This window comes from Providencia sp. PROV175 (genome assembly GCF_032707045.1).
Lineage (GTDB): Bacteria > Pseudomonadota > Gammaproteobacteria > Enterobacterales > Enterobacteriaceae > Providencia > Providencia hangzhouensis.
This window is the reverse complement of sequence record NZ_CP120533.1, coordinates 18,219-34,575: the sequence shown is the minus strand read 5'-3', so window position 1 is coordinate 34,575 and position 16,357 is coordinate 18,219. Positions and strand designations below refer to the sequence as shown.

The following is a 16,357-nucleotide window of genomic DNA, read 5'->3' as shown; positions in this document are numbered from 1 at the left end:
GATTTTCACCTCTTAAAAGTCAACAGCAATTGATCCCATTACAGTTCTTGGTGAGCCTTGAGCGAAGGTGCTGTACGAAGCAACGCCAGACCAATAGTGTTCATTTAAAATATTATTGATGTTTAGCCTCAATGTTACAGGGGTATTGGAAACAGTTGTTTTATAAGCAGAACCGACATCAACGGTTGTCCATGAAGGAATTGAGTGGGTATTTTCTTTGTTCACATATTGGCGGGTATGATAATTAACATTGCCATTAATACTTAAACCAGAGACTGAAGGAATATCATATTCGGCTCCAATATTAGCCACCCAAGGAGATACACCGATGGGTTCATGCCCTTTGTTTTTCCCTGAAGCAGTTTTAGTCAACTCGGCTTGAATATAGGTAACACCACCCGTTAAACGAAGTGATTCAAAAGGTTTGCCTGATATACTTAGTTCGACTCCTCGGTTTCTTTGTTCATCATTTGCTGAGTAAATCAAACTGTTAGGATCTAATGATCCACTTGGTTTACTAATTTGGAATAGGCTTAAAGTGGTTATTGCAGATGGTTGTTCATATTTAACCCCTAACTCATACTGTTTTGAACGAAATGGTTTCATCATTTCGCCACTATTTTTTGCATTAACTGGTGCGGTGCTTCCTTTACTTAGCCCTTCGACATAATTAGCGTATAGAGAAATATTATCTACAGGTTTAAACAATACACTAACGAGAGGGGTGATTGCGGACTCGTCATAACGAGTTGAAAGCTTACCCAAAGTAAAATTGTCAGACTTTACATTTTGATAGCGAAGGCCTGGAGTCACCATAAAAGAATCATTCAAGAAGCCGATAGTATCGACGAAAGAAACTCCTGATAGTGTATTTTCAGAACGTTTAGTTATTTTAGCGTAAGCAGGGATCTGTTTATCAATATAAGTAGGATTAAATAAATTGGTTGTATAAGGTGTTCCTGCTGTAGTGCCAATACGGTAGCGATCAAAATATTGATTCCACTGCAATGCAAGTTGATGTGATACTCTACCCGTCATGAATTCACTTTTAACCCCAGTACCAACTGAATAACGTTGAGTTTTAGTTTGGAAATTCATGATATAGGTTGAAATATCGCCTTGATTGTTAAGGATTGTATAGATTTGCTCATTAACTCGATCTATACGAGTAAGTGCTCCTCCTATATCCATAAATAGCGATGTATTGCTTAATATGTCATATTCCATATGTAGTAATGCGGAATCATCATTAGATTTCCACCATGTCCAAGGGCTGGCTAAATTGATTTTCCCACTCGGGGCCGAAGGGACAACACCATCAGGACCTAAATAAAATGGTCGATTCGTAGCATTCATATTTTGGTTTTGAATTATTAAATCTAAAGATGAGCGAAAGCGTTCATTAGAATAATCTAACGCAATTGCACCAACACTTTGCCTGCGTGTTTGATGATCGACGGCTGTATCACCATTGGTGTAGCTACCGTTAACACGAATACCAAAGTATTGGTTATTGTCGAGATCATATAGGCGGCCCATATCTAGTCTGCCACCTAATAGTGAGTCGCTAAGGTACTGAGCGGTTAATTGTGTAATCGGCTGGGCACTTGCACGTTTAGTTACGACATTAATAACTCCACCAACTCCACCTTCAGGAGACATGCCATATAGCAGTGAAGCGGGTCCTTTTAAAATATCAACACGCTCGGCATAATCCGTTAAAAGTTGAAAATTAGGAGATACACCATAAATTCCATTTAATGCAAACTCACTGATATTACCTTCAGTAATAGGAAATCCTCGAATATATAAGGAATCAAGAAGACCTCCTTTCGAGCTACTAATTTGTATTGAGGTATCATGAGATAAAATATCTGAAATTTGCTGTGCTTGTTGCGACTGCATATAAGCCGAATTATAATTTGAGATATTAAATGGAATATCCATAATATCCTTATCACCTATTAACCCTGCTTGCATTATTCTAGATGAAAAGTTATTAGGTTGCTGATTATTATTACTTGTTGTGGTAACTAGAATACTATCTTTATTTTTTTGCTCATTAGTTTGAGCATGTGCTGTTATTGTGCAAGATATCCCAATAACAATATATAACCATGTAGAGAATATGTTTATATTCTTATCGGTGTGTTTAGTTTTATTTTCTATTAAATTATTTTTCATATTTAAATTATCATTCAATTGATTTTTAATAAAATGAAGGTAATAGTATTACACTCGCCTTCTTAGTTAATGGATTTCTATTTGTTATTTTTGAAATAATAGAAAAGGATTTGTTAACCCATGTTGTATTCGATAATTAGTATATTGTTGAATATGCATACTAAGTAGCGAACGAGTTTGCCAAGGTTCATTCATAAACATTTGGTATTCATGTCGCCATAAATTATCATCAACCCGTGGTTGGAGCTGTTTAAAAACATCATGAACAACTGTTTTTAGTTCTAACCAAAGCTTGTGATCAGTCAATCGATAAAATCGAGTTAGATGTACGGCAAGTTCGTGTAAATGGCAGACTAAACAGGCACTGATTAGAAATGTTCTAACGGGTTCTATATCTTCTTCAAAAATAGTAGGTAAGATGCCAGGCCAACGATAAGCTTGCAGCTGATAACCCCGCTGATTCAATAAAGGTAAAAATATTCGACCATCACCATAATCACGTATTAAAAATTTCTCAGGGATACCTTGAACAGTGAAGAGCACTTGAGTGTTTTGTTGATGGGCTTCCAGAGCAACTCCATAAAGTAAAAACATCGAAATACAAGGTGTTAGAATTACAGTCGCATATTGGTTAAACCATTGTTGAGGTGTTAAACCTGATTTTTCAATCAATTCAGTAAATATTGGTCGTGGTTGATATGGTAAATCAGTAAATAGAGTTGCCACAGTTATTGGCAGTAAGTGATCATTTTTTTCATAAGCGTTGGTGCAACGAAATACGACAGAAATAAAGCGTCCTGCTGAATCATCTTGTTCTACTGCATGGCGGTAATGGATACCTACATCTTCACGCAGAGACTCCATTTTTCCATTAAAATAATGTTCGTGGTTTAAAATGTCATCTATTAGCTGACTTATTCTAGGTCCCATATGGATAGACTTAGCTTGTAAGCTACGTATTTCACTGGTCATCCAAACGGCGATAGGTAACTTTATAAATGCGGTGTTAATTGCATCTGTTGGTAACATTGTCCTGAATGACATTGTGGGTTTTGTTTCTAATTGAGGGCCATCAATGAGTAAAATTTCTTCGTCAATCAGTGATGTTGCTTGTTGTTTTATCCAATGATTTAAATGCCAGTCATGAACGGGAAGAGGCAGCCATTGGTATGGATTTTTCCCTTGTTGTTTAAGCCATTTGACCCATTGCCGGCCAACGATAGGGAATCGTTGAAGGAACCAATCATGAATGTTTTCCACATGAGGTAGTGACTCAACATAGGCCATATCTTGGCGTAGCGCCATAACTGTCAAATTTACCGTTGCATTAAACTCAGGAGATAAAGCTGCAACATCTTCTAAGCTCATGTTTGGCCTACTTTTCCATGTAGGATAATAGGGATGGCCTTCCAATGAGCCCCATTGATCAAGAAATAAAGCCGCATCACGTATACTATATTGTCCGGTAACCCAATCAGTCAGATAGTTGGTATTGTATTTTGCCATTTGAGTGTTAATCAGTACTGACCATTCGGTACGATAATTGCGAGCGTTAATATCATTATTAATACTGTTTTCAATATCTGATTTTAATTTATTAATATTGTTATTATTAAAGGTTATATTTAATTCACCCTCTAATTTTTCTAGAAGATAATATATTGTTTGAATAATTTCTTTTTTATTGTTGTTGTTAATTAAATAAATACCACCATAATTAAAGAATGTATCTACCGGATATATTTCCATGTTCTTAAAAAGAATCTTATAAGGGGTTTTCTTAAATTTATAAATATACCCACAATGGTCTATATCCCAATAAACTTGCTTTTTATCAATAAGATTCTCAGCAAATAAACAATGAATTAAACGTCTAAGTGCATTATTATTAGAGTGTTTTTCATTAATGTTAAAAGCTACTTTCTTTATAGGGTTACTTATCATGATCAGCCTCTTAAGCTACGAAAATGAATCAATTAACGGCATCTGTAATCTATATTCACTAAAGGGAGGATATAGATAAGAATATTTGAAAGATGATTTTAATAACGTTAGCATTACATAAAAGAATAGTAAATAATAATTATTCTTTTTTTTATTCTCAATTGTAAGTGAGAGAAATAAATATGTTATTCAAATAATTAACAAGAAAGGTGAAATCTAGAAGATGTAACATGTCACGGAATGCTTCTTGCCATTTGTTATCATCAATATCTATTGACTTAAAGTAGCGGAGCATCCTTGTATACTGTAGTAGCCTTGGGCTTATTTATAGGTTTGTTTGCTTTTTTCAACTTGGTCAACAACCTGAAATTTAAAGGCAAGGGAATAATCGTGTTGACTGTGTTTTAGTGAGCAGTTTCTAACATTCTCCAATTGTGGATTGGGAAAGTGTTAACCTTATTTAGAATTGGTCAATTGATTAATAAAATGTTCATTATTTAATCATAATAAGCCTTTTTATTTTTTTTGTCATAATATAATTTCTATTTTTTGTTTTTTTTAATATAACATAATAAAAAAATAAGGAAATAAACATATGGAAAATATATTTATCGATGTTATTGATAAGGAATATGAATTTTTATGTCAATTATATTGGCAGGTTGAGGGAAATGGTCGATTTTCATATTCAATGATTAAGATAGAAGAAAAAACACAATTAAAATCTAAGGAAATAAAAACTATTGTTGCTAAAAGCTGTAAAGCCTATAGTTTAAAACTAAAATGTGTTTCATGTGGTGAAATAGAATGTCTACGAGATAGAAGCCACTTTTCACATTTAAACGGTCTTGAACATGTTTGTATTGATTGTATTCGTATAGAGAATGAAAAAGAAAGGCAGGAAAAAATTGAATACATTAATGACTTATTATTTTGTAAAAAAGAAAATGCATTAAGTATTAATGATCTTTCTTTTGAAAATAGTGTTTTTTTACTTTCACTTATACGGTATTGTGCGGATGAAAACCTAATGTATTTAGATAGTCTTAACAATCTGAAACATGAGAAATTAACACCTAGTTATAATTTTGATTTATTAATTATAGAACAGCTTTATGCTTCTGGTGTGATAGCAATAAGTACAGTTACTAATTTAAAATATTTAAGTGTTAGTGGTGATTATGTTTATTTTAATGATGAGTTTATGTGCTGGGAAGTTATTGTTAAAGAAACAGATAACTTATCATCGATTATTGATTTACTGGAGAGGAAATTATCTGATTTATATTACTTACAAGAAAATAAAAAATCACTAATTGAACTATGTAAAAAAAATAACCTATTTGAGTTTTTTTTTATTTAAACCATGAAATGAATGAATATAATTTCACATCTTTTCAAATTGGTGAAAAAACCACGAAAAACATCACCTGTTTATTAGAAAACTTATCTGTAGGGCAAGTTTTCTATATTATATCTAAAACAGTTACCGATGCTTTTATATATCACCAAAAAAAATCGACTAAAATCAATAAAGGGCAAGCCGCGAACTCTGTTGTTGATGCAATGAAGCGAATGTATGAAAGGTATATCGCTAATGGATGGTCAGTCTATTCAAAATATCGGCCTCGTCATTGCCCTCAATCGGTACTTTGTCAGGTTTTATTTGTGTTTATCTTGCAAACAGATGATGGCGCTATTCATAAATCGTTAAAACAAATTATAACTGACGATGATAAGGGGGTTTTCTTTAATCATTAAAACTGATTTTATGTCTTTCTATAATGGTTTAGTCATTTATTTTCCTGCATCAGGGGCATTTTTCGTTCAAAAAAATGTCCCTGTGCCGTTGAATAGTATCTTTAGTTAGGATGTTATTTCACTTTTTTTTAATTTTGGTAAAAATTTTTCTATTTCAGAATAATACAGAGGTTTTATTTCGTTAACTCCAAGTGGTTTTCTGATAAATTTACTTATATAAATTTTACGTGCTTCTAGAGTTCCTAATGAGGGGGATCTTTTTAATTTAGTTGGTTGTACTGCAAGGTCAGCATCAATAACATATTTTTCGCCATTACTATCTATTTTAACATTGCCATTAGAATTATAATCAAACATGATGCGTCCTCGTTGTTTAACAAAATCATAAGCACTATTACCTTTAATGTTTTTTCCAGCGATATACTTCGTAATTAAAACATCCTTTCCCTTATTCAGAGTTATAGCTCTTGAAAAATTAGTGTTTCTGTTTAATTCATTGAGTATAGAGGAGCAGCGTTTTACATTGCTGTAAGGGCTAAATTTATAGGTATCATAAAAAGGGACTTTAATAACAAAATTTCCAACGCGGTAGGCTGTTCCATAAGTTCCATGACCTAATGAATTAGTTATATTGAGATGCAAATCTGAGTTTTTTTCCTTTCCTACCGAATTTAAATATCCTTGATAAACATAATTATTTTTATTTTTTGCCTCAAAATAGATATTTTCCTCCCTTATCCTTCTAACGAAAGAATTGATATTTTTGATATCTTCTAGTTTGGTTGTATTCGCAGGGGTTATCGGTTTTAGTTTTTCAATTATAGGAACGGTTTTTTTTCCTTTCGATGTAAGATAAGGAACATCAACATTAAATTTATATTCTTTTTTATGGCTAGATTGATTGAATTTTAAGTCATTATTATTTTTTGATTTTATACTTTTTATGTTTTCTATTATGAAGTTTTTATTCGGTTTCTGAGCTTGATAATAATATTTATGATTTTGAATTGTAGTGGTAATTATTTTTCTCATGATAATCTCCATTTGATTTTTATCCAATAATATTGAATTAGGAGATTATTTATTTTAAAAAATGATGTTATGAATAATTTTTTAATAAAATTTCCAAATCACTAAATATAGATTGCCATTCATTATCATCAATTTCCATAAATCCCATATAACGCAACATAAAAGCGCCTTCAGTGGCTAGAAAAACAATTCTTGCTTGTTTGCCTTTTTCTGTTGAAGTATCTAGTCTCGCAAGCCGTTCACGATACCAAGTACGCGTACTTTCCAGATATTCAGGGGTTTGTAATAAGGATGCCATTAAGGAAGCGCCTTTTGCCATCGAGACTTTGTCGTGCTGGTGGGTCGCTTGCATATGCGCAAAAATTTTCCCTTCAGGGGAGTTATCTTGTTCAATTGTTTGATTGAAAATTTCATCATAGGACTGGCCCCAACGCTCAAACATTGCATCGATTAAGGCATCTTTATTGCCAAAACAATATTGAACCCCACCTTTAGATATCCCCATCGCTTTGGCGACTGCGTCGATAGTGAGCGCTGTAGCGCCTTGCTGTAGAACAATGTCTTCAGCAGTATCAAGTAATTTTTCTCTATCGATTGTTCGTTGACGTCCCATTTAGAAAAACCTCTTTTCAATACGTACGTATGGATTTATATTGTAGCACGATCAGCACAGAAATCATGATCAAATAAACTCATTGAGAGAATTTTATGTTAACCGATTATAAGCGCTGGATAGTGCTTCTATTAGTTTCAAGTGTACTGTTTCTTATCGTTATTGATGTCACTGTACTGTATACCGCATTACCTAAATTAACCCATGACTTAGGCGCTGCGTCATCTGAAAAACTGTGGATAATGAATGCTTATCCACTGGTGGTCGCTGGTTTATTACCTGCGGCAGGGATGCTAAGTGATAAAGTCGGTCACAAGCAAATGTTTTTGTTGGGGTTACCTCTGTTTGGGATGGCTTCATTGTGTGCTGCATTTTCACCAACAGCAACAAGTTTGATTTTGTCTCGCGGCTTTTTGGCTGTAGGTGCCGCAGTAAGTATGCCTGCCACTCTTGCGATTGTAAGACATGTTTTTTTAGACCCGAAAGAAAGAGCTCTCGCTATTGGAATATGGTCGGCAGTTGTGTCAGGTGGGGCGGCAATTGGCCCATTGATTGGCGGTGTTTTACTTAATCATTTCTGGTGGGGCTCTGTTTTTCTCATTAATGTGCCGGTTGTTTTATTGGTTATTCCGTTCGCTTGTTATTTGATCCCTAAATGCGGTGGTAACAGTGATAAAAAAATTGATATTTTAGGTTCTATTTTAGTCTTAATTGGTCTAATTGGCGTTATTTATGCGTTGAAGGAGCTTGGTAAACCTTATACAGACTGGCCAGCAGTATTGGTTTCAGGCGTGATTGGGGTTTTATTTTTGGTGGTATTTAGAAATCGACAAATTAAATCTACATCACCCATGATTGATTTCACGCTATTAAAGCACCCTAAATTCAATGCAGGGTTGATGATGGCGATTTTATCCATTGTGGTTATTGTTGGTGTCGAATTATTACTAAGCCAACGTTTACAACTGGTATTGGGCTATACCCCATTTCAAGCTGCGTTGTACATCATCCCGATACCCTTAGCGTCAGTATTTGCAGCACCTTTAGCTGGTATGTTCTTACATAAGTTGGGTGAGATTAAACTTACCATTTTAGGGTTTAGTTGTACGCTAATTGGTGTTGTGGGATTGGCTGTCGTTTATCAAACATCTACGGGTATCTTACTGCTTTCATTTCTTTTTCTTATTGGTTTTGGTCTTGGTGCGATATTCACGACAGCATCAACGACAGTGATGTTAAACGCCCCTGATGAAAAAGCGGGTATGGCAGCATCAATTGAAGAAATTGCTTATGAAATTGGCAGTGTCTTAGGTGTCACCTTTATGGGGGGGTTAATGAGTGCTATCTATACGTTAAAACTCTCATTACCTGAAGACATGACTGTCAGCGATAAAGTTTATGACAGTATTGATGAGGCTTTATTAGTTTCTGAATCACTGCCAGTAAATACAGCATCAGCATTGATAAATCAGGCAAATATTGCCTTTGACCATGCTTTCTTAGGGGTGATGGTAGCAACTATTTTTGTTCTGCTGATCAGTATTATTGTTCTGCCTTATTTGTTACGTTCCAAAAGGGATTACCAAACTCATTAGAGTGATTTTTTATCTAAAAGGGAGCTTAGGCTCCCTTTTACACTTTATTTTATTTTTCGGATTAATATAGTTGCGAGTAATGGGCTAATCGCAAATAGAGTGAATAGGCTTCTGTCGGTAATAAACGTTTTTCATTTTTGCCATCGAGTAAGGCAATCGTCAGCAGTATGGCTAGGCCAATTAATAAACCAATAAGGTTCATGAATAAGCTGTCAGACAAACTTCCAATTGAAATAGCAAGAACGGATATCACTAACAAAGAAATCGCTAAGAATGGGATTTTGTTAGTTTTTGGTGCCTGGGATTGTTTTTTGGGGAGTTGATTGATGACAATGAGCGCTAGAAAAATAGCGACAGGTAGTAAAGCCCAAAATGCCCAACGCCAATGGCCACTTTCAGCAAAAATACCTCCAATTGCAGGGCCACAGAGTGTTGCTATTCCCCACATACCCGAAACGACACCCATGGCTCGGGACCATAAGTTTTCAGTAAAAACAATGCGAATTAATGCGTAGCTCAGAGCAAATAAAATACCGCCACCCAGTCCTTGTAATGCCCTGCCTCCCAGCAACACTAGCATTGATGGGGAAGCTGCACACCAAATAGACCCTAAAGAAAAGAGAATGAGTGCGAATAAATAAGAAAATTTAGGCCCAAAGCTGTCTAATACTTTACTGGAAAGTGCTGAACCGACAATTGATGTTGCCACAAATAAAGTGGTATTCCATGCATAATATTCAAGACCGCCAATATCATTAACAACACTAGGCAATATGGTTGTTACGATATAAATATTGATAGCGTGTAGCGCAACACCACCAGTTAAGGCGATAGTGAGTAATGCATTGGTGCCACTAAGTAAATCAGCCCACTTGGCTTGAGATACGGTTGATGTTTCATTGCTCATAGAGAGACCCGCTAGACGGAATAGTAGAAAAAGATGTATTATACAAGCAATCGCTTGGATAATAGAGTCGCATAATGATTAATGCAAGTAATTACTTTGATAATTTAAATCTAACGCAGGCTGTGGATAAGGTTCTATTTTGTATCAAAACTAAAGGACCAATTTCTACCGCAGTGATCGCAAATGACTTAAATATGACTGGGGAAGCTGCAAGGCAACACATTCAAAAACTCACTTCGTTGGGGCTAGTTGAAGGTGCGCAGTGCTTATCACAAACAGGGGCAGGGCGCCCTCGGCAAAATTGGGTGTTAACGGAATTAGGGCATCAACGTTTTCCTGATACTCATGCGCAACTTGCTCTTCAATTAATTAATTCTGTTCAAACTATTTTTGGTGATGAAGGGCTAGAAAAGCTGATTAGCCAAAGGGAAATGGAAAGCCGAGAAAAATATTTTGCCCGTTGTAAAAATTTACCATTAGCTGAGCGGCTTGAAGAGCTGGCTGAAGTGCGTAGCGAAGAAGGGTATATGGCGAAGGTTGAACAAGATGATGACAGTTGGTTGTTTATCGAAAACCATTGTCCAATTTGTGCAGCAGCCACCGCTTGCCAAAACTTTTGTCGTTCGGAATTGGCGTTGTTCAGTGAGATTGTGGGTGATGATGGTAGCATTGAGCGCGAACAGTACTTATTAAATGGTGCTGGACGTTGTGTGTATCGTGTAAAGGTTAAAGGCTAATTAAAGTTATTTGGACGATATCGAATAACCTTTCTTGCTTAGCCATGCATAGATGACCCCAGCAATAGCCCCTGCTATATGGGATTCAGTTGAGATGTACAAGTGAGTCGGTAATAAGCCGCTAGCCATTGTGCCAAAATAGAATAGCACTAATAACGCGATAGCTATATCAACCCAGCTTCGGCGGAAAAAACCTTGGGCGATGAGTAAGCCCCATAAACCAAAAACCCAACCACTGGCACCGATATGAATAGCATTACGACCTAATAACCAAACAGTAAAACCCCCAACAACAATAATAAACAGTGATGCAAGCAAATATGCCTTAATAGTACGGTGCAGTAATAGGGCACTTAGTATGATAAATGGCGGTAAATTACTGAATAAGTGCCCCCAATTACCATGGATAAATGGGGCAAAGAATATACCTATGAGCCCGGTCATAGTGCGAGGTATAATCCCGAATGAAGTTAACCCCCCAGCCATTAAGCTATTAATAAGCTGTACCGCAATAAAAATTGCGACAATGCAGACTAATAGCTTAATGCGAGGATGCCCTTGTAAATATTTCATTAGTGGTTACCCAGCGCTTGTACACTTTCAACAAGCGACGCTAACTGACCAACAACCCGATCACCAATATCTGTATTATCACCACCTAAAGATTTATTACGCATAAAGTCTTTCTTAATTTGTTGCCAACGTGCTGCATCTTTTTCGGTAAGTGTTCCTCGTAACTCAGCGAGTTTGAGTAAGTTTTCTTCTGCGCCGGTTGTGAGCAGCTGTGCCTCACCCAAGTAGTGGTCATCTAGTAATCTTTCAAGTTCATCATTATTCATAACGGAAGAGACTTTTTCGCTGAGCTTATTCATATTACGGTAACTACCTTGCAAGCGAAATGCGGGTTCTGTCCGGTACTTATCGGATTGTGCTGCACTGGCGATATAGTGTTGATTCACTTTCAATACAACATCTCGTAACTTGATTAATTTACTGATTACCGATGTGATTTCATTAATTTCTGCATCAGAGTACGGGTAACTTAAAGTGTTGGTAGAGACAGATTTACCCATCGCTTTATCAACAAATAAGTACAGGTCGTTCAGGTCTCGTAATGCAAGAGGGGCTAATACTGGGTTTGATGTCAGGCTGTTTTCTATATAGCTCAGGGAAAATGCTTCATCCATACCACCTAATACCTCACCAAGGTTATAAATATCAGCGCGGTTTGCAAGCATATCAGGGATTCGGAAAACTTCCCCTGACTCGGTATAGGGGTTACCTGCCATAACGACACTGAATTTTTTACCCCGCATATCATAAGTTTTGGTTTTGCCTTTCCAAACGCCTTCAATACGTCTTGTTCCATCACATAAGGAAATAAATTTTTGCAAAAACTCAGGGTGAGTGTGCTGAATATCATCAACGTATAACATCACATTATTACCCATTTCTAAAGCTAAATTGAGTTTTTCTAGCTCTTGTCTTGCCGTTGCATTAGGCGCTTGTTCAGGGTCTAGAGAAAGCACATCATGACCAAGAGCAGGGCCGTTGACCTTCATAAAAATTAGCCCTAAACGGTCTGCGGCATATTCCATTAAGGTAGTTTTACCGTACCCTGGTGGTGAGATCATTAAGAGTAGCCCCATGAGGTCAGTGCGTTTACCTTCCCCTAAAGCCCCAATTTGTTTTGCCATGTTATCGCCTATGATAGGCAAATAGACATCGTTTATCAGTTTATTACGTACAAAAGAACTTAGTGGTTTTGCTTTATATTCATGCAGTTTTAAACGGCTACGCTCTTCAGTAACAATCTGTTGGCGCAGTGCTTGATACTGACGAAATTCGGGGATAAAACGTTTCCGTTGCCCTCGCATACGGCTGAAGTAGTTATCTAAACTCAGTGATAGAGTTTGGTTTTCAATGGTCGCATGTTCGCCAAGTAACCCGTTAACTTTAAAGTAAAGGTCAGCTTCACTAAAGCGAGCGGAAGCAGCTTTATCTAAGATAATAATGGCAATAGCACCGGGTATGTATGGAACAAGGTGAGAAAATTCAGGGGTTGAGCACAGCCCTTGTAACCAGTTTTGAACTAATGACCAGCGCTGGGCATAGCGAGCCCCTAAATTTTGTTGTGAGCGATTAAAGTCTCCCCACATATGGGCTTCTTCTAAGCGGCTCTGGAGTGCTAAAACTAATTCTCTTGCATATTTGCTATAGACGAGTTCTATCGGGGTTCTTGCAAGTGCAAAGCTAAGATATTCGGCGGCTTGAGTCTGCTCATAAGCTTGGCATTGAATGGGGTTATCTTGTAAAAACAAGCTAATTCCCGCTTCGATTTCGGCTTGTAGGTCAAGTAATGCATTGTCATTATGGAATAATTGGTGAATATTCATGGCTGTTCTTGCACGTTCAGGCCATAGTGCAGGAAAATCGTCATTTTGAACTTGTTGCCAATAAATAGCTGCGATAGCACGGGCTGTTGGGCTATACCGTAATAGATCAGCACTTTCACCGATTGGCAGTAGTTTTTTCAGTAAAGCAACAGCATCGTGGTCATGAATACCTTTTTCATAACCTTCTTTATAACGTGGGCTCGCAAAATCACGGACAATTTTTTCAAGTTTTTCCGTTGATGTTAATGCGTTTTTTAGTATATCAAAATTTAGCCCTTCTTGGCGTTTTGTTGCGGCATAGATAATTGAATAAGCAAGATATTCCGCGCGGTAAACCGTATCAGATTCAGACTCTAATGAGGCGCTCCAATAAGGTTTTAACTGTGATAGTTGTTCATTTTCTATTGGTTCTTGGAAATCTGTCCCGGTGAGATAAACCCATAGTTGTTCATTTTTCGGTAAAATGGTGAGGTCGAGCTCTTGGGTATTTACACTGAACCGGTGACGCCCGAGCTTAATGACATTTCCACCATTTTCAAAAATATCTGTTTTATCACGTAAAACTCGAATGGCTTGGTCCCGAGAAGATTTCAGGCGTGCGTCAATATCATCAGCTTTAACGTTATCGTTAATTTCCCTTAATTTTTCAATAATTTCACGGGTTTTAAGCGCCAGAGGGTCTGAGGCAAAGAAAGCATTGAGTTCATCTTGAGACTGTAAACGAGTTGTTCGTCGTTGCAGGCTGTCTAGTAGACGGTCTGCAGCAGTAACTAAATTTTGTGCGCGGCGCTGGCGGTCATCAATAAGAACTTGTTTATGAGATTCAAAGGTTTCGAGTAATTCTTCACGCTTTGCCAATATATCATCAAGAAATTCATCATGGCTGCTAAATTGGCTTTCGAGCTCTTCTAATTGAACAAGTAATCTTGATAGCTGATCATCACAACGTTCAGGGTCGGTGGCAAGAGATAGTGCATTGGTAATGCCTTGGCTGAATAGGCGAAATTGTGCACCAAACTGTGCGACAGTTTCTACATTGCTTTGTGATTTTCGTTTTTGTTGTAAGCGAGCTCGGGATTGGTTTAACTGAGCATAGATTTGAGAAATAGCATCAATAATGTGGGTTTGTTGTGTAACATCGTTGAAGCTTAGTGATGCCATTAGGTTTGAAAGCATATCTAAGTCAGCAGACATTTTTTCCATATCTTTCATGGGAATGTCTAGCTGGGCACTGTTTTGGGCTTTTTCTATTTGTTCTTCAAAAACAGTTAATTGTGTTTTAAAGGGCTGTAACGCTTTATCACTAGCAAGAAAAACAGCGGTTTCTTGTGATACATATTGTTGATTTTTCTCTATTTCGCTTTCCATTTCGCTAAGTCTTTCTAAATCCATATAGCGAAATTCACGCAGTGAAATCAAGTGACCGCGTTGAGCACTCAGGGCATTTAAGCCATCAACAAATTGTTGAATATCAGCCCAACTTTCAGGCAATGTTAATGAAAGCAGTGATTTTTGGCGGCTGATGGCTTCATTCATTGATTTGGCAGATTGCTGCCGTATGCTTTCGACCTTTTCATATTCATCAAGGACGAGTTCACTTGTTTGACTGATTTCTTTAAGCAATTTACCAATACCAAGGCATTGCTCATCACCAAACCAGTAATAAATATCCAGTAAATTTTTTGCTTGTTGGCTAAGTTGTTCGTAGCGAGCAATAGAAATTTGGCTGCCTTCTATTTCTTTGGATACATGCAATATTTCAGAAATACCACGAACTAAGTCTGCATTGCCTATACGGCCTAAAAAACCGCTACGAGTAGGCTGTTTGTCGGCAAACTCTTCTGAGTAAAATGGGGTCTGCCAAACTTGCATTGGGTGAACGCGAGTCGCTTCTTCCCCTTCGCCCTCAAATAACACCATTTTTCCATCTTCCAGCATGGCATAACCATGCCCAATGAGTGGAATTGAAAGTGTTCGTTCAATTAAATTGTAATTGAATAGGGCAATACGACCTTGATTTGGAGAATAGAAAACATATAGAACATCCTCTCCATTTGGGGAACGACGTAAACGGCGAAAATGCATTCCATCCATAGGCTGTTCAAACGTTTTATAATCACCATTTTGTAAGTAGTAACCGCCAGGGAAAATAATACCGTGGTCTTCTGGTAACTGGACGCACGCTTGCCCAATAGCATCAATACGTTGTACGGATTGGGATAACGTGTTGTAAACTAAATAACGCCAAGTTTCTTCCCGATAAGGTAAAACTTTTAAGATAATTAAACTGCCAGTTTGTGCGTATTCAATTTGGGCGTCGTCTAGTGATTGGTTTTTATCAAGAACCGCTTCTCGGTAAATCCCCAAACCATCTTCAGTGTTATTTTCACACTTGATGGTTAAATCACCGCCGATAGTTTCAATGAATACTGTGTCAAGAATATTGATGTGAGGGTATCGGCCGTTAACGGTGTCTTCTCGCGTGGTTTTTTGCCATTCAAAGTCATAGGCTGGTGGGAGGGCGATATCGCGTTCACCCCGGTTATCAATATACTCAATTTTGCGTTTGTCGCTGGAGATTGACCAGCGAAAAACTCGCACGTCCGTGATGCGATCGCCAATTTGAAAACTAGCAAGAAGTTTGCCGTCCCGTTCAACAAGTTGCAATAACTGTGTGTTCTTATAATAGGTATAGAGTTCAGTAAAATCTTGAACAAAGCGATTATCACTCAAGAAGGTATCTTCATAAGGGACTGCTTCAACATCAAACTCATTGTCGTTTTCAATTAACCGATATAGTGAAAATACATCTTCGAGGTGCGTTTCTTTTTTTAGGCCGAGGAATACGTTATAGCCAAATAAAAGCCACTCGCCAACGCGGACAATGTCCCTTGCTTGGCAATTATTTTCAGTACGAATGCGAATGCGGCCAATGATATCCATTTGGCTCTGGCCGAATTCATCCAACCGCATTTCATTGAGTTGAGCGGCTTTTTGATGAAGTTGTTGCCCTTGGTCGGTCAGGCGTTTGCGTAATATTTCATAAGCACCACCTTCTGCAACAGCACTATCGAGTATTTCTTGTTCGCGATCCGTATCCTGAATATCTGACATTGCGCAGCGAATTCCCTTAACTAAGACAATAAAAATGAAAAACAATAGGGGTAGGTTCACTACCCCAATGTGCT

Annotated in this window: 10 protein-coding genes and 1 pseudogene; 4 read left to right on the top strand and 7 right to left on the bottom strand. The window is 37.2% G+C overall.

What is annotated here, in order from left to right; genetic code table 11:
• Window positions 1–12: 12 nt before the first annotated feature.
• Together P3L44_RS00120 and P3L44_RS00115 are read right to left on the bottom strand one after the other, a co-directional pair.
• Entirely contained in the window at window positions 13–1,947 is a 1,935-nt protein-coding gene (locus P3L44_RS00120) for a TonB-dependent receptor (protein ID WP_231135965.1), read from the bottom strand.
• Window positions 1,948–2,268: 321 nt separating this feature from the next.
• Window positions 2,269–4,128, bottom strand: coding sequence for an IucA/IucC family protein (locus tag P3L44_RS00115; protein ID WP_272662507.1), 1,860 nt, complete (start codon window positions 4,126–4,128; stop codon window positions 2,269–2,271).
• Between the two features lie 595 nt (window positions 4,129–4,723).
• On the opposite strand from P3L44_RS00115, the gene P3L44_RS00110 reads away from it, so the two are divergent.
• Both P3L44_RS00110 and P3L44_RS00105 read left to right on the top strand, forming a co-directional pair.
• A complete protein-coding gene (locus P3L44_RS00110; protein ID WP_272662505.1) occupies window positions 4,724–5,491 on the top strand; it encodes a hypothetical protein in 768 nt (255 codons plus the stop codon).
• A gap of 8 nt (window positions 5,492–5,499) precedes the next feature.
• Window positions 5,500–5,889 carry a hypothetical protein gene (locus P3L44_RS00105; protein ID WP_272662504.1) on the top strand — a complete coding sequence of 130 codons (390 nt, stop codon included), beginning with the start codon at window positions 5,500–5,502 and terminating at the stop codon, window positions 5,887–5,889.
• Window positions 5,890–5,994: 105 nt separating this feature from the next.
• Here P3L44_RS00105 and P3L44_RS00100 read toward each other — a convergent pair whose 3' ends face one another.
• Window positions 5,995–6,921, bottom strand: coding sequence for a hypothetical protein (locus P3L44_RS00100; RefSeq protein WP_272662503.1), 927 nt, complete (start codon window positions 6,919–6,921; stop codon window positions 5,995–5,997).
• 67 nt (window positions 6,922–6,988) lie between these two features.
• Complete coding sequence (locus tag P3L44_RS00095; RefSeq protein ID WP_215954313.1) at window positions 6,989–7,534, bottom strand: TetR/AcrR family transcriptional regulator; 546 nt, start codon at window positions 7,532–7,534, stop codon at window positions 6,989–6,991.
• Window positions 7,535–7,629: 95 nt separating this feature from the next.
• Between P3L44_RS00095 and P3L44_RS00090 the strand changes: the two genes are divergently transcribed.
• Window positions 7,630–9,129, top strand: coding sequence for an MFS transporter (locus P3L44_RS00090; protein ID WP_272662501.1), 1,500 nt, complete (start codon window positions 7,630–7,632; stop codon window positions 9,127–9,129).
• 97 nt (window positions 9,130–9,226) lie between these two features.
• Here P3L44_RS00090 and P3L44_RS00085 read toward each other — a convergent pair.
• Window positions 9,227–10,036: pseudogene (locus P3L44_RS00085) on the bottom strand (MFS transporter); the annotation flags it as partial.
• A 74-nt stretch (window positions 10,037–10,110) separates the two neighbouring features.
• Here P3L44_RS00085 and P3L44_RS00080 point away from each other — a divergent pair.
• A complete protein-coding gene (locus P3L44_RS00080) occupies window positions 10,111–10,773 on the top strand; it encodes a helix-turn-helix transcriptional regulator (RefSeq protein ID WP_140172686.1) in 663 nt (220 codons plus the stop codon).
• Between the two features lie 6 nt (window positions 10,774–10,779).
• Here P3L44_RS00080 and P3L44_RS00075 read toward each other — a convergent pair whose 3' ends face one another.
• Together P3L44_RS00075 and P3L44_RS00070 are read right to left on the bottom strand one after the other, a co-directional pair.
• Window positions 10,780–11,346 carry a rhomboid family intramembrane serine protease gene (locus P3L44_RS00075; RefSeq protein ID WP_140172685.1) on the bottom strand — a complete coding sequence of 189 codons (567 nt, stop codon included), beginning with the start codon at window positions 11,344–11,346 and terminating at the stop codon, window positions 10,780–10,782.
• Window positions 11,346–16,283, bottom strand: coding sequence for a DNA repair ATPase (locus tag P3L44_RS00070; RefSeq protein ID WP_272662500.1), 4,938 nt, complete (start codon window positions 16,281–16,283; stop codon window positions 11,346–11,348). The genes P3L44_RS00075 and P3L44_RS00070 overlap by 1 nt, the downstream gene beginning before the upstream one ends.
• Window positions 16,284–16,357: the final 74 nt, after the last annotated feature.

Bases quoted from the DNA above. Each gene is read 5' to 3' on its own strand.
- P3L44_RS00120 (WP_231135965.1), bottom strand. From the start codon at position 1,947: ATGGATATTCCATTTAATATCTCAAATTATAATTCGGCTTATATGCAG.
- P3L44_RS00115 (WP_272662507.1), bottom strand. From the start codon at position 4,128: ATGATAAGTAACCCTATAAAGAAAGTAGCTTTTAACATTAATGAAAAA.
- P3L44_RS00110 (WP_272662505.1), top strand. From the start codon at position 4,724: ATGGAAAATATATTTATCGATGTTATTGATAAGGAATATGAATTTTTA.
- P3L44_RS00105 (WP_272662504.1), top strand. From the start codon at position 5,500: ATGAATGAATATAATTTCACATCTTTTCAAATTGGTGAAAAAACCACG.
- P3L44_RS00100 (WP_272662503.1), bottom strand. From the start codon at position 6,921: ATGAGAAAAATAATTACCACTACAATTCAAAATCATAAATATTATTAT.
- P3L44_RS00095 (WP_215954313.1), bottom strand. From the start codon at position 7,534: ATGGGACGTCAACGAACAATCGATAGAGAAAAATTACTTGATACTGCT.
- P3L44_RS00090 (WP_272662501.1), top strand. From the start codon at position 7,630: ATGTTAACCGATTATAAGCGCTGGATAGTGCTTCTATTAGTTTCAAGT.
- P3L44_RS00080 (WP_140172686.1), top strand. From the start codon at position 10,111: ATGATTAATGCAAGTAATTACTTTGATAATTTAAATCTAACGCAGGCT.
- P3L44_RS00075 (WP_140172685.1), bottom strand. From the start codon at position 11,346: ATGAAATATTTACAAGGGCATCCTCGCATTAAGCTATTAGTCTGCATT.
- P3L44_RS00070 (WP_272662500.1), bottom strand. From the start codon at position 16,283: ATGTCAGATATTCAGGATACGGATCGCGAACAAGAAATACTCGATAGT.